General features: G+C 68.9%; 25 protein-coding genes and 3 pseudogenes. 13 read left to right on the top strand and 15 right to left on the bottom strand.

Translation table 11 applies throughout. From position 1 onward, the window contains the following. Positions 1 to 200 precede the first annotated feature (200 nt). The 4 genes from F7Q99_RS29715 to F7Q99_RS29700 all read right to left on the bottom strand — a co-directional run bounded on the left by F7Q99_RS29715 (position 201) and on the right by F7Q99_RS29700 (position 4,576). Positions 201 to 1,130: a hypothetical protein gene (locus F7Q99_RS29715; RefSeq protein WP_326847320.1), complete on the bottom strand. Its 930-nt coding sequence runs from the start codon at positions 1,128 to 1,130 to the stop codon at positions 201 to 203. Continuing rightward, positions 1,127 to 2,353 carry an MFS transporter gene (locus F7Q99_RS29710; RefSeq protein WP_153467004.1) on the bottom strand — a complete coding sequence of 409 codons (1,227 nt, stop codon included), beginning with the start codon at positions 2,351 to 2,353 and terminating at the stop codon, positions 1,127 to 1,129. The genes F7Q99_RS29715 and F7Q99_RS29710 overlap by 4 nt, the downstream gene beginning before the upstream one ends. 393 nt (positions 2,354 to 2,746) lie before the next feature. After that, positions 2,747 to 4,204 carry a PI-PLC domain-containing protein gene (locus F7Q99_RS29705; protein WP_153467003.1) on the bottom strand — a complete coding sequence of 486 codons (1,458 nt, stop codon included), beginning with the start codon at positions 4,202 to 4,204 and terminating at the stop codon, positions 2,747 to 2,749. 12 nt (positions 4,205 to 4,216) lie between these two features. Then, positions 4,217 to 4,576 carry a nuclear transport factor 2 family protein gene (locus F7Q99_RS29700; protein ID WP_326847319.1) on the bottom strand — a complete coding sequence of 120 codons (360 nt, stop codon included), beginning with the start codon at positions 4,574 to 4,576 and terminating at the stop codon, positions 4,217 to 4,219. Positions 4,577 to 5,469: 893 nt separating this feature from the next. On the opposite strand from F7Q99_RS29700, the gene F7Q99_RS29695 reads away from it, so the two are divergent. Continuing rightward, the gene (locus tag F7Q99_RS29695) at positions 5,470 to 6,222 is read left to right on the top strand and encodes a hypothetical protein (RefSeq protein WP_153467002.1); all 753 of its coding nucleotides are present in this window, start codon (positions 5,470 to 5,472) and stop codon (positions 6,220 to 6,222) included. An 81-nt stretch (positions 6,223 to 6,303) separates the two neighbouring features. Next, positions 6,304 to 6,804 (top strand): sigma-70 family RNA polymerase sigma factor, encoded by a 501-nt coding sequence (locus tag F7Q99_RS29690; protein WP_153467001.1) that lies wholly within the window; start codon positions 6,304 to 6,306, stop codon positions 6,802 to 6,804. Positions 6,805 to 7,004: 200 nt separating this feature from the next. Here F7Q99_RS29690 and F7Q99_RS29685 read toward each other — a convergent pair whose 3' ends face one another. Then, complete coding sequence (locus tag F7Q99_RS29685; RefSeq protein WP_153466693.1) at positions 7,005 to 8,555, bottom strand: ISKra4 family transposase; 1,551 nt, start codon at positions 8,553 to 8,555, stop codon at positions 7,005 to 7,007. Then, on the bottom strand, positions 8,552 to 9,046 hold the full coding sequence (locus F7Q99_RS29680; RefSeq protein WP_153466692.1) for a hypothetical protein: 495 nt from the start codon (positions 9,044 to 9,046) through the stop codon (positions 8,552 to 8,554). Before F7Q99_RS29680 ends, F7Q99_RS29685 begins: the two co-directional genes overlap by 4 nt. Before the next feature lie 251 nt (positions 9,047 to 9,297). Here F7Q99_RS29680 and F7Q99_RS29675 point away from each other — a divergent pair, with 251 nt between their 5' ends. Genes F7Q99_RS29675 through F7Q99_RS29665 form a run of 3 tightly spaced genes read left to right on the top strand, consistent with a single transcriptional unit; the run spans position 9,298 to position 11,048 of the window. Further along, on the top strand, positions 9,298 to 9,834 hold the full coding sequence (locus F7Q99_RS29675) for an RICIN domain-containing protein (protein ID WP_153467000.1): 537 nt from the start codon (positions 9,298 to 9,300) through the stop codon (positions 9,832 to 9,834). Positions 9,835 to 9,852: 18 nt separating this feature from the next. Then, positions 9,853 to 10,221, top strand: coding sequence for a hypothetical protein (locus tag F7Q99_RS29670; protein ID WP_153466999.1), 369 nt, complete (start codon positions 9,853 to 9,855; stop codon positions 10,219 to 10,221). Continuing rightward, on the top strand, positions 10,218 to 11,048 hold the full coding sequence (locus tag F7Q99_RS29665) for a hypothetical protein (RefSeq protein WP_153466998.1): 831 nt from the start codon (positions 10,218 to 10,220) through the stop codon (positions 11,046 to 11,048). Before F7Q99_RS29670 ends, F7Q99_RS29665 begins: the two co-directional genes overlap by 4 nt. 437 nt (positions 11,049 to 11,485) lie before the next feature. Here F7Q99_RS29665 and F7Q99_RS29660 read toward each other — a convergent pair whose 3' ends face one another. Continuing rightward, positions 11,486 to 11,836, bottom strand: a complete 351-nt coding sequence (locus F7Q99_RS29660; RefSeq protein ID WP_153466997.1) for a DoxX family protein — start codon at positions 11,834 to 11,836, stop codon at positions 11,486 to 11,488. Between the two features lie 95 nt (positions 11,837 to 11,931). Here F7Q99_RS29660 and F7Q99_RS29655 point away from each other — a divergent pair, with 95 nt between their 5' ends. Then, on the top strand, positions 11,932 to 12,363 hold the full coding sequence (locus tag F7Q99_RS29655) for a winged helix-turn-helix transcriptional regulator (protein ID WP_153466996.1): 432 nt from the start codon (positions 11,932 to 11,934) through the stop codon (positions 12,361 to 12,363). 430 nt (positions 12,364 to 12,793) lie between these two features. Here F7Q99_RS29655 and F7Q99_RS29650 read toward each other — a convergent pair whose 3' ends face one another. Together F7Q99_RS29650 and F7Q99_RS29645 are read right to left on the bottom strand one after the other, a co-directional pair. Further along, positions 12,794 to 13,474, bottom strand: a complete 681-nt coding sequence (locus F7Q99_RS29650; protein WP_153466995.1) for a hypothetical protein — start codon at positions 13,472 to 13,474, stop codon at positions 12,794 to 12,796. Positions 13,475 to 14,782: 1,308 nt separating this feature from the next. Then, positions 14,783 to 15,172 (bottom strand): annotated as a pseudogene (locus F7Q99_RS29645) (IS1634 family transposase); the annotation flags it as partial. 195 nt (positions 15,173 to 15,367) lie between these two features. On the opposite strand from F7Q99_RS29645, the gene F7Q99_RS29640 reads away from it, so the two are divergent. Together F7Q99_RS29640 and F7Q99_RS29635 are read left to right on the top strand one after the other, a co-directional pair. Beyond that, a complete protein-coding gene (locus F7Q99_RS29640) occupies positions 15,368 to 15,871 on the top strand; it encodes a hypothetical protein (RefSeq protein ID WP_153463723.1) in 504 nt (167 codons plus the stop codon). Positions 15,872 to 15,942: 71 nt separating this feature from the next. Next, positions 15,943 to 16,779: a transposase family protein gene (locus F7Q99_RS29635; protein WP_326846942.1), complete on the top strand. Its 837-nt coding sequence runs from the start codon at positions 15,943 to 15,945 to the stop codon at positions 16,777 to 16,779. Between the two features lie 137 nt (positions 16,780 to 16,916). Here F7Q99_RS29635 and F7Q99_RS29630 read toward each other — a convergent pair whose 3' ends face one another. The 3 genes and pseudogenes from F7Q99_RS29630 to F7Q99_RS43395 all read right to left on the bottom strand — a co-directional run. Next, a complete protein-coding gene (locus tag F7Q99_RS29630) occupies positions 16,917 to 17,831 on the bottom strand; it encodes an IS3 family transposase (protein ID WP_326847294.1) in 915 nt (304 codons plus the stop codon). Then, the gene (locus F7Q99_RS41785) at positions 17,828 to 18,145 is read right to left on the bottom strand and encodes a transposase (RefSeq protein ID WP_230210971.1); all 318 of its coding nucleotides are present in this window, start codon (positions 18,143 to 18,145) and stop codon (positions 17,828 to 17,830) included. The genes F7Q99_RS29630 and F7Q99_RS41785 overlap by 4 nt, the downstream gene beginning before the upstream one ends. A 52-nt stretch (positions 18,146 to 18,197) precedes the next feature. Continuing rightward, a pseudogene (locus F7Q99_RS43395) lies at positions 18,198 to 19,133 on the bottom strand (IS1634 family transposase); the annotation flags it as partial. A gap of 905 nt (positions 19,134 to 20,038) precedes the next feature. On the opposite strand from F7Q99_RS43395, the gene F7Q99_RS29615 reads away from it, so the two are divergent. Together F7Q99_RS29615 and F7Q99_RS29610 are read left to right on the top strand one after the other, a co-directional pair. Beyond that, positions 20,039 to 20,509, top strand: a complete 471-nt coding sequence (locus F7Q99_RS29615) for a hypothetical protein (RefSeq protein WP_153466994.1) — start codon at positions 20,039 to 20,041, stop codon at positions 20,507 to 20,509. 141 nt (positions 20,510 to 20,650) lie between these two features. Continuing rightward, a complete protein-coding gene (locus F7Q99_RS29610; RefSeq protein WP_153466993.1) occupies positions 20,651 to 20,914 on the top strand; it encodes a hypothetical protein in 264 nt (87 codons plus the stop codon). 13 nt (positions 20,915 to 20,927) lie between these two features. On the opposite strand, the gene F7Q99_RS29605 is transcribed toward F7Q99_RS29610, so the two are convergent. Further along, positions 20,928 to 21,929, bottom strand: a complete 1,002-nt coding sequence (locus tag F7Q99_RS29605; protein WP_153466992.1) for a hypothetical protein — start codon at positions 21,927 to 21,929, stop codon at positions 20,928 to 20,930. 195 nt (positions 21,930 to 22,124) lie between these two features. On the opposite strand from F7Q99_RS29605, the gene F7Q99_RS43900 reads away from it, so the two are divergent. Beyond that, positions 22,125 to 22,568, top strand: a complete 444-nt coding sequence (locus F7Q99_RS43900) for an LppU/SCO3897 family protein (RefSeq protein ID WP_456114941.1) — start codon at positions 22,125 to 22,127, stop codon at positions 22,566 to 22,568. A gap of 89 nt (positions 22,569 to 22,657) precedes the next feature. Here F7Q99_RS43900 and F7Q99_RS29600 read toward each other — a convergent pair whose 3' ends face one another. Then, a complete protein-coding gene (locus tag F7Q99_RS29600) occupies positions 22,658 to 23,329 on the bottom strand; it encodes a hypothetical protein (RefSeq protein ID WP_153466991.1) in 672 nt (223 codons plus the stop codon). A gap of 526 nt (positions 23,330 to 23,855) precedes the next feature. Here F7Q99_RS29600 and F7Q99_RS29595 point away from each other — a divergent pair. Next, the gene (locus tag F7Q99_RS29595; protein WP_153466990.1) at positions 23,856 to 24,314 is read left to right on the top strand and encodes a hypothetical protein; all 459 of its coding nucleotides are present in this window, start codon (positions 23,856 to 23,858) and stop codon (positions 24,312 to 24,314) included. Between the two features lie 396 nt (positions 24,315 to 24,710). Further along, positions 24,711 to 24,944: pseudogene (locus F7Q99_RS29590) on the top strand (dehydrogenase); the annotation flags it as partial. 129 nt (positions 24,945 to 25,073) lie between these two features. Here F7Q99_RS29590 and F7Q99_RS29585 read toward each other — a convergent pair. Next, a complete protein-coding gene (locus F7Q99_RS29585) occupies positions 25,074 to 25,934 on the bottom strand; it encodes a helix-turn-helix transcriptional regulator (protein ID WP_153466989.1) in 861 nt (286 codons plus the stop codon). Positions 25,935 to 25,971: the final 37 nt, after the last annotated feature.

Genomic DNA, 25,971 nt, shown 5'->3' with positions numbered 1-25,971 from the left:
CGACCACGCTCCCGACCAGTGCGGCCCGCCGAGGCCGAAGACCTCGGCCAGCGGCAGGTTGCAGACCACGCACCGCCGCCCGCCACCGGCCCGTCGGGACGGTGGCGGGCGGCGGCCTCCCGGCGCCGGCGCTGCTCGTAGAGACGCCGGTCCTCTTCGGCGTCCCACCGGGCGTTCTCGTTGCGGCGGGGGTTCTCGTGTCAGTCGAGTGGAGCGGGTGACTCGGCGTTGCGGGCCAGCAGGTGGGGAGATCCGGTGCCGTCGGCCGGCACGCTCCAGACGTCGGAATCCTTGCCCGGGCTGGCCGGGAGTCCGTACGCGATCGTGGCGTTGTCCAGCCAGGCGGCCTGGTCGTCGATGCTGCGGGTCTCGGCGAGCGAGGTCTCCGCCAGGTCGTCCAATCGCAGGACGGTGAGTCGCCAGGTGTGGTCCGGCAGCATCTTCTTGAAGGCGATTCGGGAGCCGTCGGGGGACAGTGACGGGCATTCCACGTTGTCCTTGAGGGGGTACAGGTCGCGCCTGGCGAAGTCGCCTCGCATCAGCGAGCGGTGGCCTCCGGCTGACATCGTCAGGTAGAACACGTTGTCGTCCTGAGTGAAGGTCACGCCCCAGAAGTTGGCATCGGCCGGGGCGTTCTGGCCGTCGACGGTGAAGCTCTCCAGCGTCCCGACGATGGTGCCGGTGCGGGTGTCCATGATTCCCGAGCGGGTGGAGAACTGGCTGCCGTTGTAGGAGTCACCGGCCACAAAGACCGTCAAGGACACCATTCGGCCAGAGGGCGAGACCCGGGCGCGGTTGGGAGTGCCGTTCAGCGGCGTATTGGAGAGCTGCTTCAGATCCCGGTCGAGGATGGTGAGTTGGTAGGCGCCTGGCTGCTCCTGCAGGCACACCCCGGTGCCGGCCGCGGCGTAGACCCGGGCGCAGCGCAGGTCGGAGTGGACCCGGCTGCCGTCCGGGCGTTGGACGGCCAGGGTGCCGGTGACGGTGTCGCGGATCAGCAGGCCCGGGCCGGTGAGGGTCACGACGCCGTGGTCGCCGGTCGGCGCATCTCCCCGGCTCAGGGTGTAGCCGACCGCGACCGCGGCGAGCAGCACGGTCGACACGAGGGCGATGAGAATGCGCGACTTCACGAGGTGCGTCCTTTGAGCAGGGGTGTGGAGAGGGCCAGGGTCACCGCGACGGTTGCGGCGGCGGTGAGGTAGGCCGGTGCTGTGCCCCAGCTCTGCCAGGCGAGGCCGAACAGCACGGAGGAGAGGAGGTAGGCCATCGCCTGGCCGGTCTGGATCAGGGCGATCCCGCTGGTCCGCAGCTCCTCGGGCAGCAGTGGACCGGCGATCGCCATCAGGACCCCGTCGGTCGAGGCGTAGAACGCGCCGTACAACGCCAGGACCAGCCAGCTCGGACCGTGCCCGGTGGCGAGCAGCAGGTAGACGGCGAGCAGTACGGCGTAGCCGGCGAGTGCGACCGGGCGTCGGCCGATCCGGTCGGCGAGGCGCCCGAGAGGTGCGGCCAGGAGCAGGTAGCCGAGTGCGGTGGCGACGGCGAGCAGCGGGAACGTGGTGATGGGCAGGTCGTCCCGGCGTTGCAGCGTGAGGTAGACGAACCCGTCGCCGACCGTTGCCACGCCGAGCAGGGCCGCACCCGCGCAGACCATGCGGAACCGGCCGCGGCGCAACAGGCCGAGGGCGGCTCGCAACGAGACTGCTCCGGGTGGGAGTTGGTCGCGCCGGTCGCGGACGAAGAGGGCCAGCAGCAGCACGCCCAGGACGGCGAAGCAGAGGCTGACCATGAACACCGCGTCGTATGAGCGGCCTGGTCCTCCCGCGAGGGCGAGCGTTGCGACCGCGATCAGTGGACCGGCGAACGCGCCGAGGCTGTCCAGGGCCCGGTGGGCGCCGAAGGCGCGGCCGAGCCGGTCCTCGGGGACCGAGAGGGTGATGAGGGCGTCGCGCGGTGCGGTGCGCAGGCCCTTGCCGGTGCGGTCGGCAGCGATCGTCATGCCGATCAGTGCCGGTAGTGAGCCGGTGAACAGCAGGCAGAGCTTGGCGGTCGCGGACAGGCCGTAGCCGATGCCGGCGACCAGTTTGCGCTGCCGGAAGTGGTCGGCGAGGTAGCCGCCGAGCAGCCGGGTGAGCGCGGTTGCGCCGGTGTAAAGCCCGTCCACAGCGCCGAACTGAGCTGCCGACAGATGCAGCCCAAGTACCAGGTACGCGGGTAGCACCGAAGTGACCATTTCGGCGGAGACGTCGGTGACCAGGCTGACCAGGCCAAGGGCGAGGACATTGCCGGTGAGTATCCGAAGTGCTGGTTTTCCGGTGAGGGAGGCCTCGGCGCGGACGCCGGTGAGGTACATCGTGCGGGCTCGTCTCGTCGAGGGATCCGGGGTGCCCTGCCGCGAGCGGTACAAGGGGCCGCTCGCGGCAGGGCGGTCATGCTGAGGTCAGCCTTGTGCGGGGGCTCGTGGAACCTCGCCTGGAAGCGTGTCGCGTGGTGGCAGTGCCCCTGCGGCGGGGGGATCGGTTTACCGGAGGGGCACAGCCGGGTGCGGGTTCGTGGTCGCCGCCTGGGCCGCGCGAGGTGATGAGCCCGGTTGGATCAGCGGGCCGCGAGGGCGGGTCTGGGGATGGTGGTCTCGGCGGGTTGGGCTGCGGACGCCTTCGGCCGGCAGTTGCTGCCGTGAGCTCAGGGCGCCGCTATTCGGTGCCGCATGTCTGTGCGATGGAGGGCGATCGGCCCTGGCTTCGGCTCAGCGGAAGAGGTTGTCGTGGACGGTGGCCATCCGTGCCTGGTTGGGGTGCTTGCGGACCCAGTCCTTGATGATCTTCACCGAGTCGTCGGTATCGGGCTCCTTGCTGTAGTCCGACATCCGGTTTCCGGCGATCACACCGTTCACGCCGGTCTCGCCGAGCATCCGTGCCGCGCAGTCTTCACTGTCGGGCGCGGAGCCGATGGTCCAGGCGAAGACGCCGTTGATGTTCCCCGCTTCACGGTTGGCGACGCTCTCCTTGAGCCCCTTGACCTTGTCGCTGTCGGTCAGGGTCGGGCCGGGCGTACAGCCCCCGACAAAGGTCGCGAAGACCGCCGAGCCATCGGTGGCGAACCGGTGCTTGTTGTCGATGCCGCTGCCCTGCCTGGCAAAGGTGTCGCGCACGTGCGAGTAGGTGCCCGTCACGGCCACCGACTCCAGGGGATCCAGGTTCTGCTTGAGTGCGTTCCAGGCGGCGTTGTTGTCGGCCGAGTAGGGCACCTCGTACATCACCTGGATCCCGGCGGCCAGCAGCGTGTGACGGACCATGCTCCGCAGAAGACTGATCCGGGCAGGCTGGTCGCCTTCACCGTCCGGCTTGATGTCAACCCATACAGCCGCGAGGCTCTTGCCGTTTTGCCGGGCCCTGACCATTGCGTTGAGGATCGCAGCAGTGGTCTTCCGGGAGACCCTTTCCGGGAGGACCATCTCCGAGCTTGGGTTGCCGGGGTCACAGGAGATCCACTCGTGAGTACCGGAGTAGCACCAGTCGCCTTTCTTTGTGTCGAACGAGGCATCGACCTCGATGGCGTTGTAGCCGGCGTCGAGGGCGTTGTCGACCTGGTCGGCGGAGTTCAGGTTGTGGGCGAAAACGTAGGTCGGGCGCTGAGCGGCGACCGGGAGCTCGTACCAGGTCAGTTCCTGCTGGTAGCCGTGCCGCCAACCCCGGGTGTGTACTGCGTCGGTGCGCGGGCTGTCGCTGTTGGGGTCCTTGGCATCGACGTTCTGCCCGCTGTCCCAGAAGGACTGCAGGGCGTAGGCGCCCCAGGCCTCGGCGCCGCCCCAGGAGAAGTACTGCTGGTTGGGTGTGGGGGAGTTCTGGTTCTCCATCACGACGGCGCCCTCGTTGCCGCCCAGGTAGGTGGCGACCTTCTGCTTCTTGGGGTTGAAGAGCAGGAACTGGCCGCGGTCCCCGACCCGGATCCACTGGCAGTACGGGTCGGAGGCGTCGAACAGCGTGAGCCGGACATTGTCGTTGTCAGCGCTGGCACACAGGATGTGGTCTGGCCAGGCTCCGTTGGTGAGGAACATCGGCCCGGTCGCCGAACGCGCCGACGTGGCCGCGGAAGCATGGGTCGCCGGCAGTCCGACCAGGCCGACCAACGCGGTGCTGGCGGCAACGGCGGCGGTCCACAGGCGCCACACGGTGGGACAGGCGGTGCGCAAGAGCGTACTCATGGTCTGACCTCCTCAGCTCGTCGGCGTCAGCGTGTAGCGGACGGTCTGGGTCTGGCTGAAGCCGTTGCGGAAGACGAAGGTGTCCACACCGTGTTCGGCATGGTTGGTGTCGGAATCGGCGGAGCACTCCAGGAACAGGACCTCGCCCTCGAAGGCCTGGATCTTCAGGTCCCACCTGGCGTGCGGGAGGTCGGCGAACAGCCGGGCGAAGCCTTCGCGGACGCCGTCGTGGCCGTGCCTGACACCGGCCGGGGTGATGAAGGAAGCGTCGGGTGCGTAGTTCGCGACGATCCCGTCAAGGTCCTCGGCGACAAGCGCCTTGCCGTGGCTCTGGAAGACCTCTTGCGGGGTCCGGGAACCGGGTTCCTTCACTGGCAGCACCTTTCTGTGTTCGATCAGAGGACGGCCGCGGCGGTACGAGCAGGCCGTAGAGCTGTGTGGAGACCCGCAGCGGATCTCCATCGTTTGACCGCGTGCGCAGAGCATCGAGCCAGGCAGGAACACTAGGAAGAACAACAGGACGATCGGCCCCGTAGTCCTGCCTCTGACTCCAGCTGCCAGGTAGCTCGCGCTGCTTGTCAACGGCTCGTCAGGTCGCCCGTTGCCCCAGGGCTCCGGTTCGTTGCACCTGCCGTGAGCCCGCTCGTGGTCATGCATATGCCAATAGTGCGTGAACAGTCCTGCGGGGCGTGGCCCGGCGGGATGCGAGCAACTATGCAGACGATCCGTCAGATACGCAAGACCGGTTCGAGGACGGCGGAGGCGGCGAGTGGTCGGGCGGCGCCGCGTCGGTACCGCCGGTCCGGGGGACCGTTTCCGCTGGTCAGGGGCGTGGTGAAAAAATTTCGCCCGGGGTGCGACGGAACCGGGGGTCTGATCCGTCTTGGTGGGCAGAGCCCCGCTTGCGGGCGGGGCTCGTGTTGGCCGGCGTGTGAGCGACAGCAGAGGACACCACCGTCATGGACGACTTCCGTACCGCCCTGAGTGACGAGCTGTCAGAACTCGACGCTCCTCCGTTGGGTGATCTGGTCGCGGCTGCCACCCGGCAGGGACGGCGGGTACGTCGTCGGCGGGCTGTCGCCGCCGCGGTCGCGTTGACCGCGGCGGTGGCCGTCGTGACTGCGCTGGTGTGTGGCGTGCCGGGAACGGGCCGAGCGCAGCTGCAGGCGGCGGCCCCGGACAGGGACGGTTCCGTGCCGTCCGCCGGCTACCGTGCTCCAGGTACCGCGGCGAGCCCCGCCCCGGCACCTGCTCCAGGGACCGCGGTGCCGACCACCACGGCCACCGCCGCCCCCACCGGCCAGCTCGTCCCCGCGACCGGTCCGGCGCTCCTGGCCGTACTGCTCAAGACGCTGCCGCCGACCGAGAAGGCCAGCCATTTCGCCGCGGACTCGGGCGAATACCCCAGGGCCGAGGCCGACCTCACCGATGACAGCGGCACCGGAAGGATCACCGTCTCCCTGAGCTCCGACGCCGGGAACCCCTGCGACTCTGGCGCCGGCTCTGTCAACGCGTCCGGCCGGTGTTTCCGCGACGGCCACGGCCAGCAGGTCAGGATCTTCTACGGCCAAGTCGAAGGCACATGCACCCAGTACGTCATGGTGACCGTCACCCACCCCGACGGCACGGCCGTACATATCTCCATGCCCGACTGTCTCCCGAAGAAGGGCGACACCCACCCGCCCGGCACGATCGCGCTGACCGAGGACCAGGCCGTCGCCATCGCCGGAGACCCCGCATTCAGCCTGCGCATGGACGCCGGCTTCGTCCAAGCGGCAGCCGACCAGTTCCACGCCCTGCTTCTTACCGACCACCCTGACGGCACAGCCGTACATATCTCCATGCCCGACTGCCTCGCGAAGAAGGGCGACACCCACCCGCCCGGGACGATCGCGCTGACCGAGGACCAGGCCGTCGCCATCGCCGGAGACCCCGCACACAGCCGGCACATGGACTTCAGCTTCGTCCAGGCGGCAGCCGACCGGTCCCGCGACCTGCCCCCCACCGAACGATCTTGAGGACAGAATCCGCCTCGCGGCCCCGCCCAGGACCGCGAGGCCCCTCCCGTATCCGACGACACCAGGGCAGGACACCAGTACATGCGCAGTGAAGCAGAGTTCACGGCCTTCGCCGACGCCAACGCTATGCGGCTGCGCCAAATCGCGTACCTGATGTGCCGCGACTGGCACCTGGCCCAGGACCTCACCCAGACCACCCTCACCAAGATGTACCTCTCCTGGAACCGCGCCATCCGCCGCAACGACACCGACCCCTTCCCCTACGCCCGCAAAGTGCTCCTCAACACACTCCTCGACCACCGCAAACTCCGCCGTACCACCGAGCTGACGGTCGATCAGTTACCCGACCGCCCAGGCAACAGCGACCCCACCGAGACCCGCCTCACCCTGCTCGACGCACTGGCCCTGCTGCCCCCACGAGACCGCGCGATCGTGCTGCTGCGCCACTGGGAGGACCACAGCGTGGAGACCACGGCGCAGATCCTCGGCGTCAGCGTCTCCGTGGTGAAGTCGCAGAGCACACGCGCGCTGGCAACGCTGCGCGGCCATCTCGGAGCCGACCGCGAGCTGCTCTTCGGCTGACGAAGATCCAGTCGGACATGCCGCGGTTTCAACTGGCCAGCAAGCGCCCGGAACTCTGTCAGGAAGGGGGTCCTCGGAGGTCGCTTAACCGCCCTGGTTTTCCAAAGGAGTTTTGAAGTCCGGCGCGCAGCCTGTTGCAGGCCTGTGACGCCTACCGCGGCTATCCGGGATGGGTGCAGATCTGATGAGGGTGCTGTTGATCAGGCCGCGAGTGTGAGGTGGTCGCGGTAGCGGGCTTGGTGGTTGCGGGCGAACTCCTGCTTCTCGTGCCAGGTCCAGTAGGTGTCGAAGTCGCCGTTGGCGCGTAGAGCGCGGAGCTTGAGCACGGCTTCGGCGCCGGCGAGTCCCCAGCGGGCGCCGGTGATGTCGAGTCGGTCTTTGACCAGGTGGCGGCAGGCGCCCTCGATGATGCCCGTCGCGATGGGCCAGCCGTGTTCCAGCGCGGTGTCGTAGCGCAGGTACTGGGCCTTGTTGCGCAGGTAGCCGATGGCGTCGTCGATGCCCTTGCGGCGGTTCTTCTTCAGCCGGGCGGCGCGAGCGGCCTTCTCGAGGGAGGTTGCGACCTGTTCGGCGCCGCCGCCGAGGATGGTGCGGGCGTGGCGGGCGACGAAGGCTTCGGCGGCCTGGTCGCCGGCCTGGTGCAGGCACCAGGCCGCGTCCCAGAGGTACTCGAGCACGTGGATGAGGTCGATGACGATGTGCACCCGCGCGCCTCGGCGTTCGGCCTCCGCGGTGATGAGGTCGAGTTGGTGGCGGGCGCCGTCCACGAGCACGACCCAGGGCCGGCGGTTGGTGGGGTCGCGGTGCTCGGCCTGGTCGAACGCGGCGGCCACGACCTGGGCGGCGGGGTCGTCGACGGAGCCGGTCAGCCACTTGGACCTGGCCTTGGGCCCGGGACGGCGTTCGCGCCCCTCGCCCTGGCCGCCGTCGTCGCTGTCGCCGTCCTCACGGGGGTCGGGGTCGGTGATGATGTCGTCGACGCCGCGCTTGGTGGGCTCGGCGTCGTAGACCGCTGCGAGGGTGGCCATGCGCTTGCGGCCGTGCTTCTCGCCGGCGGCGAGTCGGGACTTCATCTTGTTGCCGCCCTTGACCTGCGCGGCCTTCGCGGTAGCCTCGCGCAGTGCTTCCGGCCTTATCACCACGCCCTTGCCGTCGACCGAGACCACCAGAGTGGTCGTGTCGGTGCACGGGGTCGGCACCAGGGCGTCGTAGAAGTCGTCGATGTCACAGGCGGCGCCGACCGCGAGTTCCTGAACCTGCCGGGGCCCGATCCCGGCGCCGGTGACGGCGTTGATCCGCTCGGTGGCCTCGGCGAACGAGCCGCGGGATGCCTCGATCGCGGCGAGCTTGGCCAGTCCGTGGCTGTGCATCCCCGCGGGCAGGTTCAGCACCGCGTCGGCCGGGTGCAGATCGGCCACCCCGCTGCCGCGGTAGGCGATCCGGGTCACCGTCACCTTCCCAAACACCGTAGCCAGGATCCGGGAGCGGCCCCGCTCGATCCTGGTGCGTTCGACCCCGCTGGCGTCCACCACCTCGGGCAGTCGTTGCTCGGTCAGCTCCCGCAGCCGGACATGGTCCTGGAACAGCTGCCGGGTCACTTCACGCATCCGCGAGCTCAGCAGGTCCTCCAGTTGCGAGTGCGTCAAGGCGGCTGTCTCGGCGGACCCGAGCTCGTCGGTGACCTGGTCGAACAGGTGGCGGGAGGCGGTGAACGCGGTCTCGGCGGCGGCCAGAGCCGCCTGGTCGCTCACCGGGCACCCGACCGCGACGCCAGCGCGAACAGCCCCGAGGCGGCCTCGACGAGGATGCCGCGCTCGACCAGCCGCTTCAGCTTCGAGCGCATGCCCTCAACGTGGTTGGCTTCCGTCCCCAGCCCCACCGCGGTGCACACCTCCTTGCACCGCAACGGGCCCGGCGCCTCGGCGAACGCGACCAGGACCCGCCGGTAGGCCGGCGAGGTCACCGTCGCGTCCCCGGCCGCCTCCGCCGCGAGCAGCACCGGCACGAGTTCCGTCAACGGCACCACCGCGGACTCGACGTCCCCGATCGGCTCCGAAGCAGCCGCACCCGGGCCATCGGCCAGCACCTCGTCCACGGTCTCCCGCGTGATCCGCAGCCGCGACAGCTCGGCCTCCACCTGCGACAACTCCTCGGACAGCTCAGCGATCCGCTCGCGCAGCCCCGCGGCCCGACTCCGGGCCCGATCCTCCCTGGCTTCCAACACGGCCAACAACGACGGCATGACCCCCACCCCTCGCTCGGCACCCGCGCACCACAGCGGGCTCATCACCACCGACGCTAGGAACCCCAACCACCCCACCGCCCACCGAACCCCAGCAAATCACCCCAACGAGGCACCCCTACAAGATCTGCACCCATCCGGGATTGCCCCGCGGGGCAGCCCGACACTCGACGCGGCACGGGACGCCTGGCAACGCCTGCTCGGCTCCCTCGCCCGTCCACACTGAATCCGACTCCAAGGGAGATCACCTGATGACACGCCATACGAAGCTCACAGCCGTCCTGCTCGCCACCGCCTCGCTGGCGCTCGCCGCGCCGTCCGCCGGGGCCACCACGAACACCGCCTCCGACTTCGGCCCGGCCGAGATCCGCACCGGCATGTACGCGGGCCCGGACGACCTGTGCCTAGAGGTCGCCGACTCGCGCACCGACGACGGCGCCCCGGTCCGGATTGCGACCTGCACCGGCGGCGACAACCAGAAGTGGACCCAGAGCGCCAACGGCTGGATCAACCTGCACAGCAGCAAGTGCCTGGAGATCCCCGCCTTCAGCACCACCCCGGGCACCCAGGCCGACCAGTGGACCTGCAACAGCGGCGCCAACCAGGCCTGGACCGACCCGAACGTCAGCCACTCCGGCACCCCCCGGCACATCGTCAACGCCAACAGCGGGCTCAGCCTGGACGTCGCCGGCGGCGTGATCGCCGACGGCACCCCCGTCATCCAATGGGACTTCCACGCCGGGGACAACCAGTTCTGGCACTACAACCCCGACAAGGGCCCGTTCTAAAGACAGGAGCTGCACATTATGAGCAAGCGCAGCTCGCGCTCGACCGCTGTCGCCACCGCCGTGGTCCTGGCCGCCGGCCTTGCGGCCGGGGTGGCACCGGCGGCGGTGGCCGACACCGCCCCGGCGGCCCTGGCACCCCTGGTGCTGGCGACCCCGGCCGGCACGCAGTTCAGCGAGCCCACCGGGGTCAGCAACAAGGGTGTCGTCGTCGGGTGGCTGTACGGGGAAGGTCCCACCTTGACGTACCGCGCGATCCGGTGGAACGCGGACCTCACGCCCACCATCCTCGCCCCGCTGGCGGGTGACACCGAGGACAAGGCCCTCGGTGTCAACGACGCGGGCACCGTGGTCGGGTTCTCCCGCCAATGGTCCGGACGCACGCGGTGAGCTGGGCTCCCGACGGCACGGCCACCGCCCTGGCTCCGCTGCCCGGTAACACCAACTCCCAGGCCACCGCGGTCAGCAGCACCGGCGTGGTGATCGGCTCCTCGTGGGCGGACACCGCGCACGAGCACGCCGTGGCCTGGGATCCGGACGGGACGGCGGTCGCGCTGGAGCCGCTGGGCGACGACGTCCGCACCGTCGTGGCCGGGATCAACAGCTCGGGTGTGGCGGTCGGGTACTCCCAGGGCGACGACATCCTGGGCCCGCGGCACGCGGTGGTCTGGAGCCCGGACGGGACTCCCACGGCCCTGAACGCGACGGGCTGGGCCGATAGCCTGGCCGTCAGGATCAACGACGCCGGTGTCGTGATCGGCTTCGGCGGGCCCAACCCCGCGGCCTTGCACAGCCTGATCTGGCGTGCCGACGGCTCCGTCACGGACCTGGGCTACTCCGTCCGGGTGGCGGCCGTCAACAGTTCGGGCACGGTGGCGGGCACGTCGGCCGCCTCGCTCGACACGCTGGGGTACGCCATGAAGTGGACCCCGGACGGTACGGCGACAGCGCTCGGGCCGAAGACATCGGGCTCGGATTTTTCTGACGCCACCGCGATCAACGACAGTGGCACCGTCGTCGGGTACTCCTGGTACGCCGACCCCGCCCGTGAGTTCCAGACGGCGCTGCGCTGGAACCCCGACGGGACGACCACCGTGCTGTGCCAGCCGGACGCCGCGTCGGCCAGGTTCATCAACAACCCGGGACTCGTCGTGGGGGTCTCGCTGGTCCACGGCCTGCACGGTTACGCCAGGCACTTCGCGGCGGTCTGGAAGTAGTCCCCCCACCTGTCGACGAGAACGGAGCCGCATGTCATGCGGATCGCGCCTGAGTCCTGCACGGCCCCGCTGGCCAACGATCCATCTGCCGAGCGGGTGTCCGTCGTGGACGGTGGAGGCACTGATGTCGGCCAGGGAGCCGTGTTCGGCAGCCCAGGGCGCGGGCGTGTGCGAGGGCTTCCTCGGCTGCGGCCCGGATATTGCGGCGCCGGGGCCGGGCGTTGGCCGCCGCCGTGCTGTCGATGCCCAACTCGCCCAGCAGCCACCGTTGTCCGGGGTGCAACTGCGCGTAGCGGGTGCATTTTACGCTGTGACCCACGGCCACCGGCTGATCTTCGTTTGTCGACACAACTCACGATGATCAACGGTGGCCGCCCTCGGAGGAGACCAACCTCACTCAGCACGATCAAGGCCAGCGTCAGACCGGCTGTCCGCTGTCAGAGGGTGGCAGCACGCAGCACGATCAGGGCGACGGAGGCTATGGTGAGGACCACCGCCGGAGACGCGCCCTTGCGGTCGCCGACGCGCAGGTGGAAGGCGACCGCCCCAGCGAAATAGAGCGTCAGGCCGATCGCGGCGGCGATTCCGATGGGTCCCCACCAGAGTCCGGCGATCGCACCGGCCGTGCCCGCGATCTGAGCGCCGATCAGGAAAGCCATCATGCTCTGCGGCACTCCGAGGGTGGACATCTGCTTGGTGATGTGCCGCGTCCGCAGAGACTTGGCCCCGGCCGATACCAGGAGAAGCGCCGACATGAACACGGTGACGACGGCAAGGGAGACGAACATGGCTGAAACCTCAATCATGCGAGATGCGAGTAAGGGGCGTGCGCACCTCGACGACGATAGGCGGCCATAAGGTACCTCCAGGTAACCTTCGGGGCATGAGCCTGCGACCCGGAATTGCCTTCCTCGCCGACTGTCCCGCTCTTCTGGCCATGGAGATCATCGCCAGCAAGTGGTCCATGGTCACGCTCTTCGCGCTGACCGACGGCCCGTTGCGCCACGGCGAGCTGGTCGAGCTGAGCGGTGGCATTTCGCGCAAGGTACTGACCCAGACGTTGCGCCGGCTCCAAGCCAACGGGCTCATCGAGCGGCACGCGTACGCCGAGGCGCCGCCGCGCGTGGAGTACGGCCTGACCGATCTCGGGCGAACCCTGGAGGAGCCCATCAGGATGCTCACCGCATGGGCGCGGGAGAACGGCGAGGCGGTCGTCACCTTCAGGGAAGCAGCCGAGGGGGCCAGGACCATCGAGGCGGATCAGGCGACCCCGGTGAAGACCCCTCCTGTTGATGAGAACCCGAGCCGTTTCTGATCAAGAAGAGGCTGAACCTGTAGACCCTGCCGTCGCCGGAGACTTGGCCATTCTCGTGATCGGGCCCTCCTGCAAGAGGCCAACGACGACCGTCACCTCAGGGTCAAGCCCTGGTCCTGAAGGAGCTCCCGCAACCGAACCCAGAGGGTGCTCGTACCAGTCCGCAGGTACTCGGTGTAATGGACGACGATGCTCGAAGCCATGAGGTCAGCCTTCCAGTCCGCCCGCGCGCAGCGGCACGGATGAGGCCACCAAGAATCGACGACGGGCGGCGGCAACAACAGGTCGCCCCGCAACAGTGATTAAGAACTACAGCTGGAATATTAGTGGGCAGCTGTAAATGGCTCTGGCGCGAGTTCCGTGAAAGGCCAGGGTCAGCCCGCCAGGGCGTTGGCTGACCGAACCCGGTCTGTGCAGGAGTTTGGCTGCGCTAGAACGCGACTGCCGACAAGTCGGTAGCGACTTCGACGGCCTGGTAGCCGTAGGTGTCCGCCGCATCGACGCGCAGCATGAGACAGAATCGATTGAGGGACTCGACCTCCTTGGCGAGACGCTTGTAGTCGTGCTTGAGCAGGTGCACCGCCGCGCGATTGGCAATCGCCGACTGCCCCATGATCATGAGGACCGGCTGTGCCGACTGGGGAGGGGTGAATTTCGCGACCAGTGCATGGTCCGTTCGTCCCTGCTTGTGAAGGAAGCGCTGACCATCGACGGTGAAGTCGCCACGTTGGTTGACCTTCACACCGGGCAGGTGCCTCGCCAAGTACTCGACGTTGCGTCGGTTCGATCCCAGACCACCGATGCTGAGTTCGGTACGATCCCCGTTCAGCTCAGGTGCTTCTGCGGCAACGAGAGAGAATGCACACCCTGATTCCTCGGCGAGCATCGCGAGTTCGATGATCGCGTAGACATCACCGTGCTCGGTGACGGTGGGCATCTGCCAGTGGCTGTTCAGGATGATGACGCACGGTGCACCGGGCCGCAGGCCAAGCAGTGCCTGCTTCTGGTGCAGGATGCGAGCGGTGCTCACACGCTTCCAGGCCCAGACGGACCCGCCGCTGACGACGCTCGTGATTAGCCCGATCACGACATTCAGCACTGCATCCGACACGAAGCCCCCGCCCTCGTCGTAGCAACACGATCTGATAGTCGGTGAGCCAGCCTACTGATCAACGGCCCCTGGGGCGTGGTGATTCGGTGGCTCTCGCTGGGGAATGTCAACGAGGCCAATCAGGGGTCCAGTACTGGTAGGAGTCTGTGATCGGGTGATCTGAGTGGGTTCGGCCAGGGCTTCGCATCGTCACTTGCTGTCACCGGCGGCGCTGAAGGCGCACCCCTATGACTCACCGGCGGCGAGATGCCACACGCCGTGGGCCAGATCGAGCGTCGCTGTATAGCCGGCCCGCTCCGGTAGCTGCTGGCCAAGGCGCCACGGCCGAGACAGAGCCGACAACTTGACGGTCACCGTGGTCCCGGACGTGTTCCCGACGACTCCGATCCAATGGGGGCTCTCAGCAATGAGCTGCTCTGGCAGCGCACTGTCCGGTTCCGGGACGCTCACTGATGAGGCTCCACTGGCGCACCGGCCTGCGCCTAGCTGCCGTCCTCGTCGCCGTTCGGGCTCGCCTCGTTCCGGCTGGGGGTTTGCTGCGTCCGGTCCTGCGCGCCGGGCGGGGTGGTGGTCTGGTCGTCCGTCAGGCGGTCGGGTGGTCCTCCAGGCGCTAGGCTTGTCGCTGCGGCAAAGGTAGTAGGTAAGGGGTGGGCCGCGGTGTCGCACTTCGATTCCTTCGAGTAAAAGGACACGTCGTGCCCACTCCTGGTGTGTTGAGGGTCTTCCTCCCTGCACTCTCGCTCCTGCCCCTGCTGCTGTTCGTCTTGCTGTCGGCGCCAGCGTGGGTTTGCTGGCCCTTCATGCCGGAACGAAAGCAGAGGGTCATGATCGAGGTGGTGCAGAAGTTGATCGACTGGACGCGCGCTTGCGCTAACGGCCGATAGCCGCCGGAGGAAGCGAGGAGGCGGGTGGCTGCCAGCAGCCACCCGCCTCCGGCCGGTTCTGGGAGCCCCGCGCGTCCTGTGTTGCTGGTCTGACCTGGTGTTATGCAGCCCAGGAGGGGCCTGGCGGGGCGTGTTGCGCCTGTCGTGTTGCACCGGCCTGCGCCGGTCTGCAGGCCTCGGCTGCTCCCCGCCGCCCGTGCCGCCCCCGGCCCGCTGCTGCGCCCGGCCGCCGTTCAGGCCGTGCCCCTGCTCTTCCCGCTGCTGCGCCCTGGCCGCCGTTCAGGCCGTGGCCGGGGCGTGGCCTGCCTGGCCCCGGGTTCGACGTAATTCGGTGCGCTGGAGTGTCGAATCTGGGCTCTGACCTGGGCGGACATGGGTGTGGCCGCCTGGAGAGCGTTTCTCTAGGAGGTGGCGTTTCGGCTGGTCAGCGGGGTGCGGGCTGGAGGTCGATGACCTGCTTCGGGTGAGGGATGCCGAGCTTGGCCAGCAGGTCGGTCTGTGGCTTGGTCAGGCCCGTGACCTGCTGGAACGTGCCGGTGGGGCCGGCGAAGGTCCCAACGTGGAGGCGCTGGAGCTCGCGACGGGCCTGGGGCCAGGTCGTCCCGGTCCGGGTCTCGATGATGCGGATGAGGAGGAGGAGGGCGAGCCAGCACAGGACGACGTGGGCGCGGATGCGCTCTTCGAGCCGGTGGTAGACCGGCCGCAGGTCGATGATCTGCTTCATGTCGCGCCAGCCGCGCTCGACTTCCAGGAGTTGCTTGTAGCCCAGGGCGATGTCCTCGGCGCTCAGGTGGGGGTCGCTGCAGTGAGGAAGTTCCATCGTGATTCGTGCAGGTCACCGGCCCTGGTGTGACAAGTGGTTGGGGTGCTCGCGCAGCTCATCACGGTGATCGTCGCGCGGAGATCATCCGTCAGCCTTTCTGGCTGTCTTCCCGGGATCTCCTGCACGCTGTGTGCCGGTCCCCTACTGTGCGAGCAGGGGCTGTGGTGGGCCCGCGCGGGAGGGGATATGGCTCAGAACCTGATGGTGTGGCTGCTGGAGCGCCGCGTGGTGCTGGAAGAACGCGTTGAGCGGCTGCGCAAGCAGCTGGCAGACACCGAGGCCGAAGTGGCTCGGTTGGAGGCCGCTGAGGTCGTCTACCGGCAGTACCAGGAGGACGCTGACGCCGGGCATCCCGACGCCGAGGCCTGGCAGCAGGCCCTGGAGGAGGCCACCGGCGGAGAACCCGCCGCGCCCGCGCCCGGCGCCGGTGTGACGCCGGGCGCCGCAGGCCAGCTGCTGATCCCGCACTGCGGCCAGGACAGCGGCCCGCAGGACCTGCCGGCCGACTATCAGGCGATCATGGGGATCGTCGCGGACGGCGACGGCCCGCTGCAGGCCAAGGACGTGGCCCGTGAGCTGGGGCTGGATCCGGTGCCGGCGAAGGTGGAGCCGGTGCGCGGGAAGCTGCGCAAGCTGGCCGAACGCGGCTGGATCACCCGAACCGCGGCCGGACGCTACCTGCCCCGGTAGGGCGCGCGGTCCCGGAATAACGGCCGATTCCCGCCGCAACACGGCTTACCCCGGCGGGAGTTGGGAAGCTCGTGAAAACCAGGACCAGCCCCACCGGGGACACCGTCAGCCTTGTCTACTCCGTCCGCCTGCCGCTGTCCAGCCGGACCGTCAACTACGTGGCCGGCCTGATCCGCGCCCACCGCAAGACGATCCGCTCCCGCTGGCGCAAGCTGGACGCCGGGCGGATCGCCGTGATCGCACTGGCCCACCTGCGCAACGACGAGCGGCTGGCCGACCTGGCCGGCGGCAACGCGGTCTCGGCCTCCACGGTGCGCCGGTGGGTACTGGAGGTGATCGACCTGCTGGCCGCACGCTCTCCCCGCCTGGACCGAGCGCTGGCGAAGGTGGCCAAGGACAGCGGGTGCGTGGTGCTTCTGGACGGCACGCTGATCCGTACCCGGCGGCGGACCGGCCGGGCGAACCGGAAGAACTACTCGGGCAAGCACAAGGCGCATGGCCTGCTGTTCCTCGCCCTGACCGACGCGAAGGGGCGGCTGTTGTGGATCTCCTCGGCCCGCCGGGGCGCCTGCAGCGAGATCACGGCCGCCCGCTACGAGAAGCTGTGCGCGCGGCTGCGGGAACTTCGACTGGGTGCGGTGGCCGACCTGGGGTTCGTCGGCCTGGACGACGGGGACCAGGAGCAGCCGGCGGTCATCACGGGGTTCAAGGCGAGCGGCGGAAAGCGCCTCTCGTCCCCGAAGAAGGTCGTGAACCGGCTGGTCAGCAGCCTGCGAGCGCCGGTCGAGCACGGCTTCGCGAACCTGAAGACCTTCCGGATCCTGACCAAGGTGCGCATGCATCCGCGGCACGCGACCGCACTCGTGCGGGCCCTGCTGGTGCTGACGCACCACCAGGTGGCACGGTGACGGATGATCTCCGCGCGGTGATCACCGTGATGAGCTGCGCGAGCACCCCAATTATTCGTCACACCAGGACCGGTGACCTGCACGAATCACGATGAAACTTCCTCAGTGTCAATCCCCTGTAACCGTGGAGTCCTCCGCTATGCGGCCTGGGCCTCCTGATGGGCCTCGGCTCGTGCCTTGCTGATGATCCGTTCGAACTCGACCGGTGGCAGCCCGCCGGCCGCGCTGTGTCTGCGCCGGGTGTTGTAGAAGTCCGTGATCCAGGTCGCGATCTTCAACCGGGCCTCTGTCCGGGTCGCGAAGCGGTGCCGGTGGATGTACTCGACCTTGATCGTCGAGTGGAAGCTCTCAGCGGCGGCGTTGTCCAGGGCCGACCCGACGCGCCCCATGGACTGGACGACGCCGAGGCGGTCACACAGCTCGTTGTAGGCCGCGCTGCTGTACTCGCTGCCGCGGTCCGAGTGGAAGATCACCCCGTCCACCTGGCCGCCCCGGGTGGCCGCGGCCATCTTGAGCGAGGCGCTGACCAGGGCGGCGTTATGGTGAGCACCCATCGCGTAGCCGAGCAGGCGGCGGGAGAACAGGTCGATCACCGTGGCCAGGTAGAGCTTGCCCTCGCCGGTGTCGATCTCGGTCATGTCACCGACCCAGAGCACGTTCGGCGCCACGGCGTCGAAGTGGCGATGCACCAGGTCGCGGGCCGCCTTCCGCTTGCCCTGCCTGGTCAGCGACCGGCGTCGACGCGGGGGCTTTCGGCCCTGGAGCCCGAGGTCGGCCATGATCTTGGCGACGGTGTTCTCCGAGACCTGCCAGCCCTCCGCCCACAGGTCGAGAGTGATCCTCGGCGACCCGTACGTGTTGCCGGACGCGGCGAAGAAATGCCGTATCCGCTCGGCGAGTTCAGCCCTTCGCACCTCGCGGCTGGTCGGCTCGGCCGGGCGGCGGCGCCACTTGTAGAACCAGGACTCGGACACCCCAAGTGCCCGGCAGGCGGTCGTGTGCGGGACGCCGTGCTCGGTCCTCTGTTCGGCGATGAAGCCCGCAACCGTCACTTCATCGCCTCCTTCACCCACAGGACCACCGATCGCTTGAGGACATCGCGCTCCATCCCGAGCTCGGCGATCTCCTTGCGCTGCCGGGCGTTCTCCTCCCGCAGCCGCCTCAGTTCGTCGCGCTCGGACTCGCTCAGGCCTCCGGCCGCCTCGGCATCCGCCCGGGCCCGGGCGCGGTGCACCCAGTTCTGCAATGTGCTCGTCTGCACGCCCAGGTCCCGCGCGACCTCCGCGGCTGACTTCCCGGTCTCCATCACGATGCGTACCGCCCCCGCGCGGAACTCCGCGTCGTACGAGCGCCTCTTCCCCGCCATGACCCTCAACTTCCCCTCTGGTCACGACTCCACGCTACGAGGGGAATGTCAGTAGGTAGCGGCGGTTCTCGGCGGAGGAGAAGCCGCGGTCGGTCACCCACACGATCTTCGAGAGGGTCCAGTCCCGCATGTCGTCCTTGACCTGCCGGATCAGCTTCTGGTCGGAGGCGTTGCCCGGCCAGCACCAGCAGCGGACCGGGATGCCGTCGCGGGTGACGGCCATGCCGATGACGATCTGCGGCAGGTCGTCGCGGGAGTCCTTGGACTTGCCGTAGGTGCGGAACCCGGCCGTGGTCGCGTCACCGTCGCTCTGGCCGTCGTCCAGCCGTCGGCCCTCCTCGTTCCGGGCGACGGGTTCGTCGGGCTCCTCCAGTTCGAAGTATGTGCTGGTGGTGTCGAAGAACAGCAGGTCCACTTCGAGGTTCAGCAGGTTGGCGACTTCGTCGAACACCTGCTTCTCCAGGTCGTCGGTCACCTCGTGCAGCCAGTCCATCGCCCGGTAGCAGGGCTGTTCGCCGGTCTCGGTCAGCCCGTCGATGTGCACGTCATGGGTGATCCAGTCGGCGGCCGCGAGCTTGGACGACGGTGCCAGTGCCCGGTTGGCGACCAGGGCGAATAGCATCCGCTCGGTGGAGGCCATGTCCCGGCGGCGGCCGCGCTTGGGCTGCCCGACCCGGCCCACGATCTGATCGATCTTCAGCCTGTGCCACAGGTGGTCGAGCACGTAGGTGCCGCCGAACGGCACCGAGGAGACGAACTCCAGGTCGGAGGCGGCGGTCGCGGCCAGCGCGTCGCCCGGCTCCAGCAGCTTCGATAGAGACACGACCAGGCGCTTGACCGCGTCGCGGTCGAGTTGGTCCTCGCGGCCGAAGGTGAACAGCACCTTCGGCACCGCCCGCCCCTTCACCGGGTCCCACTCGTTGTGGGCCAGGTGCAGGTACCGGACCGTGCCGGACTTGTTCTCCCGCTTCGTCGTCTTCACGTACACGGCTCCAGACCCTACGAGCTGTGCCCAGGCCAGCGCAGGCGAATCAAGAAAATCGCGTCTCTAGGCACTTTTCGCCCGTGGAACGACCTCCAACCCCGTGACCTGCACCTTCAGCCCCACAGAACCTCCATAGCCCCCGAATTACGTCGAACCCGGGCTGGCGGTCTCGGGCCCACCTCCTGGAACTCCTGCAGGACGGCCCCGCAGCGATCCAGCCGCTGCCAGCCACCGACGACCTCACCGAAGCCCGCCGCTGGTTCGGCACCCTCGGCGGCGCCATCGAAGGACGACACGCACCTGGAGCACGACCGTCCCATCGGACCGGGAGGCCTCCGCTGGAGCAATCTCCTGAACTGGTGGCAGGAGACAAGGGGAACCGGCGACGAGGTGGTGGACAGGAAGGCCCTGTACGAGCGGCTGCTGAAGTCGATGCGCACGGACGGCGAGTCGCCCCAGCGCGCCTCGAGGGCTTGTTTCCAGTCGGTGACGAGGTCGGTGAACGGGCGGCGGGACCCGAGGCGGGGGGTAGGGCGCCGGTGTCGACGAGGCCGGCGCGAGCGGCGAGTTGGGCGCCGCGGACTCCGGTGAACAGGGGCGTGCTGGTCACATCGATCCCGGTGGTTTTAGCGCCGGGAGCCAGCAACGCTTGTCGGTACCCGCTGGAAACGCTCTGTCAGCGACAACCTGAGTCTGGGAGCGCGCCGGTACCTGCTTCCGGCCGTCTCGTGTCCTGGTCGGCTCGGAGCAAGTGATCACGGCTCCGGACGCCTAATCTCTGGCCCCAGCCGCAACTGACCGCCAGGGTAGGTCCGGAGCGCGCCGCGGGCGTAACCCCGCCACCGAAGGCGCCGCCCGTACCTCGCTGTTCGCCGACCTCACCACCACCCGAGAGGACCCAGCACCTAATGTCCATATGGCCTTCGATCGTTGCAGTACTCGGTACCCTCGCCGGTGCCCTGACCGCCGGACTCCTCCAGCACCGTTCGGCACGGACCGCACGCGCCGAGGAACGCGCCGACAACCACCGCCAGGACCAGCTCGGCGCCGTCACCGACTTCGCGGCCGCCCTGGACGCGCACCGCTCGGCGATGTTCCATCGGGAGCGTCTGGCCCTGACCGAGGCCGGCCCCGAGCACCAGCTGGAGGCCCAGACGAGGTCCCACGACACCCGGGCGGCAATCACCGCGCCCCACATCCGCCTTCAGGTCCTGGTCCCCGAGCTGGCAGCCCCCGCCCAGCAGGCCGCTGATGCCACGTACGCGCTGCGCAAGGCCGTCGACCGGACCGAGCTGGACACCCGACGGCATGCGGCCAAGGAAGCATCCATCGCCCTGATCGCCGCGGCCGCCACCCTGCTGGGCCCCAACAACCGCTGACTGAGGGCAACAATGTTGGCGTCCTGGCCGTCCGGTCGTGCGGGTCCCATACGCCCTACAACACTCGTACGCTCCCGTGGCGGGTGCTCCTCTTTCTCGCCGACAAGCGCTCCTGGAAGCCGCAAACAACCGTTCTTGGAGATGACCTACGCAGCCAGCCGGGTCATCCTCGGTGCCCGCCCGGGCCTCGCCGTGCCGGAGCCCGTCGTGCACGCCGAGGCGTGGGAGGCCGGCGCGATGCTGCACGCCGCCCTCGCCATCGTCTTCAAGCTCGTCGAGTCCGTCAGGCCCGTTGGCGGGCCGTCAACGGCTCCCAGCTCGTCCCGCTCGTCCCCGCCGAGCCCGCTTCGAACGCGGCCAGCTGGTCGAGCGCCCCGCGGCGGCCGCGGCCTGAACGAGCAGTGACAAGGCCAGGCGGCTACATCAGGTCGCTGATGACCGGGTGATCCGTGGAGAGGGGGCAGGTGAAGACGCGCATGGTTTCTCGTCCCCCGAGTACGACGTCGGTCGGCCCCTGGTTCCGAAGCCGTTCGCTTGGACTACCTTCAAGGAAGCCGACAGGCGCCCAGGTCTCCGTGCCCCCGTCCCATTCGTCGCTGGCGATCGCGGCCACGAAGCGCATCCCGCTGCCGCACGTGCCGCACCGCACCGGCCCGTGGTAGCCGTGGTAGTTCCAGGGTTCATGGCCACCGAGCTTCCAGCCCGGGGCCGTCGAGAGGTCCCAGGAGTAGCGGGGGTCGTACTCTTCGGGGTCGTCGGGGTCACCGAAGGTTGCCATCTCCCATTCCTCGACCCCGGTTTCGAACTCCTCGCCCAGGGCGCCCGGGTGCGGGTACTCGGTCACCGGCTCCGGCCGCAGCAGGCAGGGGGTGGGCAGATAGCCGGGCTCACCGATGGCCACCGGCTCCGGCGGGGTCAGGAAGCGGTCTCCCAGGTCACCGGTGTGGCGGTAGCGGACTTGGACCCACGGGCCGGCGATTCCGTTGTAGGGCGCCCTCTGATCGTCGTAGACGTGCTGGAACGGACACCACAGGATCTGGAGGACATCCATGCCCTCCGGGAAACCGTCGTACCAGGGCACGTCATGCGCATACACCTGCATCACGGGCAGCAGAGGCCACGACGCGTCCGCGGGTATCTCGTCCCAGGTGATCTCACCGTGGTAGGTGAACCTTGTCGACCGCTCACCTCGGACGTTGGCGGGGCGATGGGGGTGCCGGTGCAACAGATGACTGCCGCCTGGGCAGGTCGGCCATGCTTCATCCTCCGGCCAGGCCAGCGGTCCTCCCACGGAGCTGTCGCGCGGGCCCGGAATCGCCGGCGCAGGATGCAGCCGGACCGCTGTCCTCGCATGGGCGGCGAGCTCGGGAAAGACCGAGGTGACATCCAACGGCCGCGGCGGAGAGACGGCGGCTTTCATCGCCGTCCCCGACGGTTTCCCGCGTAGTCAACGCGGTCGATGGGAAGAGCATCAGACGGCCATGGCGTCTGGACCAGACAAGCAGGCATTTCCTTGATCACACACGGCATCGTACGGAGGACCGTTCTCCCGCGACAGGGAGCCTGCGGCTTCCGGACCACGGTGGCGTTCCACAGGTCTTGACAATTGCTCGAAGTGGTGCCGTTCGTCGACGAGGAGCGGGACTCCGTGGCCCCTCGTGGTCAGGGGTCCGGGACGCGCCGGCGCCGGCGCGGTTGGTGGGTGCTGGGTCTCCTGTGCATCCTTGCGGCAGCGACCGCCGTCCCGCTGATCGCTGACCGGGCGGGTAAGCCGGAGCCGACCGGCGGGAGGGCGGGCGAGTGCCTGCGTGACCTCGGTGACAGGGATTCGCCCAAGCTGGAGCGCGTGTCCTGCACGGCTGCCGAGGCGGACTACAAGGTCCTCGCGCAGCTGCAGGACGCTACCGGATACAACCCGTGCACCTCGGCGACGGTGCTCGGAACCTTCGGCTCGGCGGGTCGATCATGTGCGGATCATCGCACTTCAGTCCGACAGGACCGCGACAAGGCTCAGGACCGGGGAGCCGGGGGTGGTGGCGGGCTTGGTGTTCGGCCTTAGTCGCCGTACTCGTGGGTGGGCATCTGCCGTCCTGGCCGCGCTCGTTCGGGCTTCGTTGTCGTGTTGATCTGCGGTTTCGGTCGCTTCGGTCACTGGTATCGGTTCTGACCTGCGGAAATCGTGCGATGACCGAGGGCTGCGGGCGCTGCCCGCTGGTCGCCGTCCGGGCCTGCCCGCTGAGCCCTGGCCCGGTCTGCCCGCTGGTCGCCGTCCGGACCGGGCCTGTCGTTCGGGCCGCCTGCTGCTGCGCCCGGGCCGGCTCGGCCTGGCTGTTGTGCGCCGCCGTTGTCTGGCCGGGTGTCGTTCCTGTTGGCTTCGGTCGGGCTGGGAGGCCTGGTGGAAGAGGGGGGGCAGCGGCCGGCGAGGTGGCGGGAGGTGAGTTCGATGTCCTGGAGCTGGGCGGTGGTCAGGCGTCGGGTTTCCCAGATGACCGTGGCCAGGTCCGCGGCTCGGGAGTGGAGGGGCGCCAGGTCGTCGGGTAGGTGGATGCCGCCGAGCGCTGCGAGGTCGGGGGTGGGGATACCGAGCACGCCGGCGAGGCCGGCGACCAGCTCGGGGGTCGCTTTCACGGTGCCGCGGCCGATCCCGCCGATGGTGGACGGTGACAGGTAGATCCGTCCGCCGGTGACCGCGTACAGGGCCTTGGCCGTGGACGTCCAGGTGAGATTCCGGCTGTGGGCGAGCTTCAGGAGCACCGCGCCGAAGCCCGGCTCGTACCGGTGGTATGGCCGGTCGACCCCGCCACGCCCCTCGCGCCGCACCAGGGGCTGCGCCCGGATCGCCGCCGCACGACCGCGATGCGTGGAAGTTTCCGCTTGTCGCGACGGTTCTGCTGCCGCTCTGCCAGATCCTCTACTGGTACTTCGTGCTGGTGCGCGCGGTCGAGGTCGACCAGTGCATGCCGCGGGGTGCCTGTGGGCGGGACTGGGGCCTGCAGTACGACGCTGCCTACGGTCTGATGGGCGCACAGTTGATGCTCATCTCGGCTGCCTGGTGCCTGCCGCCCCGGATGCGCTGGGCTGGTGATCCAGGACCTCGGCTGAGGGCGCCTTCCAGTGCCTGATCCGTCGGCCCTCGGCGTTCAGCGGCGGTGGCCTCGGCCCGCGCTGCTCTCCTCGTTCGGGGCGCCCAGGCCATCACAAGGGCGTGTTGCGGGTCTGACCAGGCGTTATGTGGCCGGGAGGGGACCAGGTGGGGCGTGTTGCAGCGCCGTGTTGCACCGGCTGCGCCGGTCCGCCGGCCTCGGCTGGTCCTTCGCCGGCCATTGGCATGGATGACAATCGGCTCATGAGCTTTCTGCAGGAGAAGGTGGAGCGGAACGATCTGATCAGGGTGATGATCACTGGTTCGCCTGCCCCGCAGCAGTTCACCGCGATCGTCGAAGAGGTGTACTCGGCACGGGTCTTCGAGGGCAACGTGGGATCGGAGATCCGCTTCGTCGGCAAACCGACTCACTGGGGCCAGCGGTCACTCGCCGTGGGCCAACGCGCGCTCCTCTTCATCTCCCGTGTCTCCGGCAGGTGGTACGAGGACGCCTGGGAGGGCGACCTTCCCATCGAGGAGATCGACGGCTCCGAGTACGCGCTCTACCGGGTCGCTCACGAAAGAGTCCTCACCTTCGACGGCCTGTCCGACTCCCTCAGGGCCAGCTGCCGACCGCACCCCACCCTGCCGATCACCACGTGTTTCAACCTCGCCGCGTTGGAGTGTCATCTGAACCGCCTCATCAAGCAGGGCCTGCCGTAGACAAGCAGTGTGCGCGCGGCTCCGCGCCGGGCCGCCGGCCTCGGCTGCTCCCCACTGCCCGCGCCGCCCCTGCTGCTGCGCCCTGGCTGCAGTCCCGGCCAGCACCCGTTGCCCGGCCGCGTCCAGCAGCACCTCGGCGTCGGCCCGCACCGCACCGCTTTCGTGCCGCGGCCGCTGGCCGCGGCACTGCCAGTACGTCAGAAGAGCGCCGTCGTCCAGGCCGTAGCGGGCGGCGACCCGGTCAAGAAGCGAGAAGGTCGTCTCCCCAGCGAGAGGCGACACACGGAAGACCCCGGAAACCATGACCCAGCCTTCCGTAGAAAGGCGGCCGACGACGTGTGTTCCCTGCTCTCACCGCCCTGGGCCGTCGGCTGGTGGGCCAGGAACACCACTGCCGCGCCTCGCCCGGCCTTCCTCAACGCCGTCACCATCCAGTACGCCAAGGAGCTGAGCGGCACCAACATTCTGATCAACAAAGCCTGCCCCGGCTACGTGGCGACCAATCTCAACAGGTTCAGCGGCACTCGGACCCCTGAGCAGGGTGCGGCGATCGCCATCCGTTTGGCGGCGCTGCCCGACGACGGCCCCACGGGCCGGCTGTTCGACGACAACGGTGTCGTGCCGTGGTGACGGACGTTACCTGCGCCGAATGACCTGCACGGCGCGATGTGAACCCCAGACGGCCGGCCTCCCCGCATGCTGGATGCGGGGAGGCCGGCCGCGTCAGACGAGCCGCCTGCGTTCGGGCCGGCTGCGTCGTCAAGGTGTCGGTTCGGCGACTTCCTGCGTGCCGATGACCGCGAGGAGGTCGAGCAGGCCGGAACTGTCCGTACCGGTTGCTGGGGTGAACCACAGCAGGCGCTGCCGACCGTCCTCGCTGAACAGGTTGAGGCAGTTGACCTCGACCAGACCGAGCACGGGGTGGTTGAGGCGCTTGCGGTCGTTCCGCCGGACCGCCACGTCGTGGTCGGCCCACAGCGAGGCGAACTCGGAGGAGGTGCCGAGCAGCGACTGGATCATCGAGGGGGCTTCGGTGTCCCTCGCGTCCCTGCGCGCGGCAGCGGCCCGTAGATCCGCGACGAAGGAACGGGACTGGGCTTCGTGATCGGCTTCGGGGTAGAGACGTCGGGCGTCGGGTTCCGTGAACCACCGGTGGACGAAGCTGGCCCGAGGCCCTCGGAAGCCGGTCTGGTCTCCGATCAGGGCCACCGCGGCAGGGTTCTGCACGAGGGTGACGTGCAAGTCGGTCATGACTTGTGCTGGTGTCGATGCCAGCCGGTCGAGGAGGTCGAGCATGCCGGGGTGCACGTGCGAGGCCGCTCCGCCCTGTACGGGCACCGGACGGTCCGCCAGGTGAAAGAGGTAGTCGCGTTCGTCGGCGGTCAGGCGCAGGGCCCTGGCCAGCGCGGCGATCATCTGCTCGGACGGCTGGGACCCGGCTCCACGCTCGAGCTCGTTGTAGTAGTCCACCGATGCTCCGGCGAGTTGGGCGACCTCCTCGCGGCGCAGCCCGGGGACCCGGCGCCGGAGCCCGGTCGGGAGCCCGATGTCGGCCGGGCGGATGCGTTCACGTCGCGAACGCAGGAAGGCTCCCAGCTCGGTGTACTTCGCAGGACTCATGACCGCCATTCTGCGCTTCGCCGGGACCTTGGCCCAG

Source organism: Streptomyces kaniharaensis, assembly GCF_009569385.1.
GTDB lineage: Bacteria > Actinomycetota > Actinomycetes > Streptomycetales > Streptomycetaceae > Kitasatospora > Kitasatospora kaniharaensis.
Note: the sequence above shows the minus strand (reverse complement) of the source record. Positions and strands in the feature narration are given on the sequence as shown.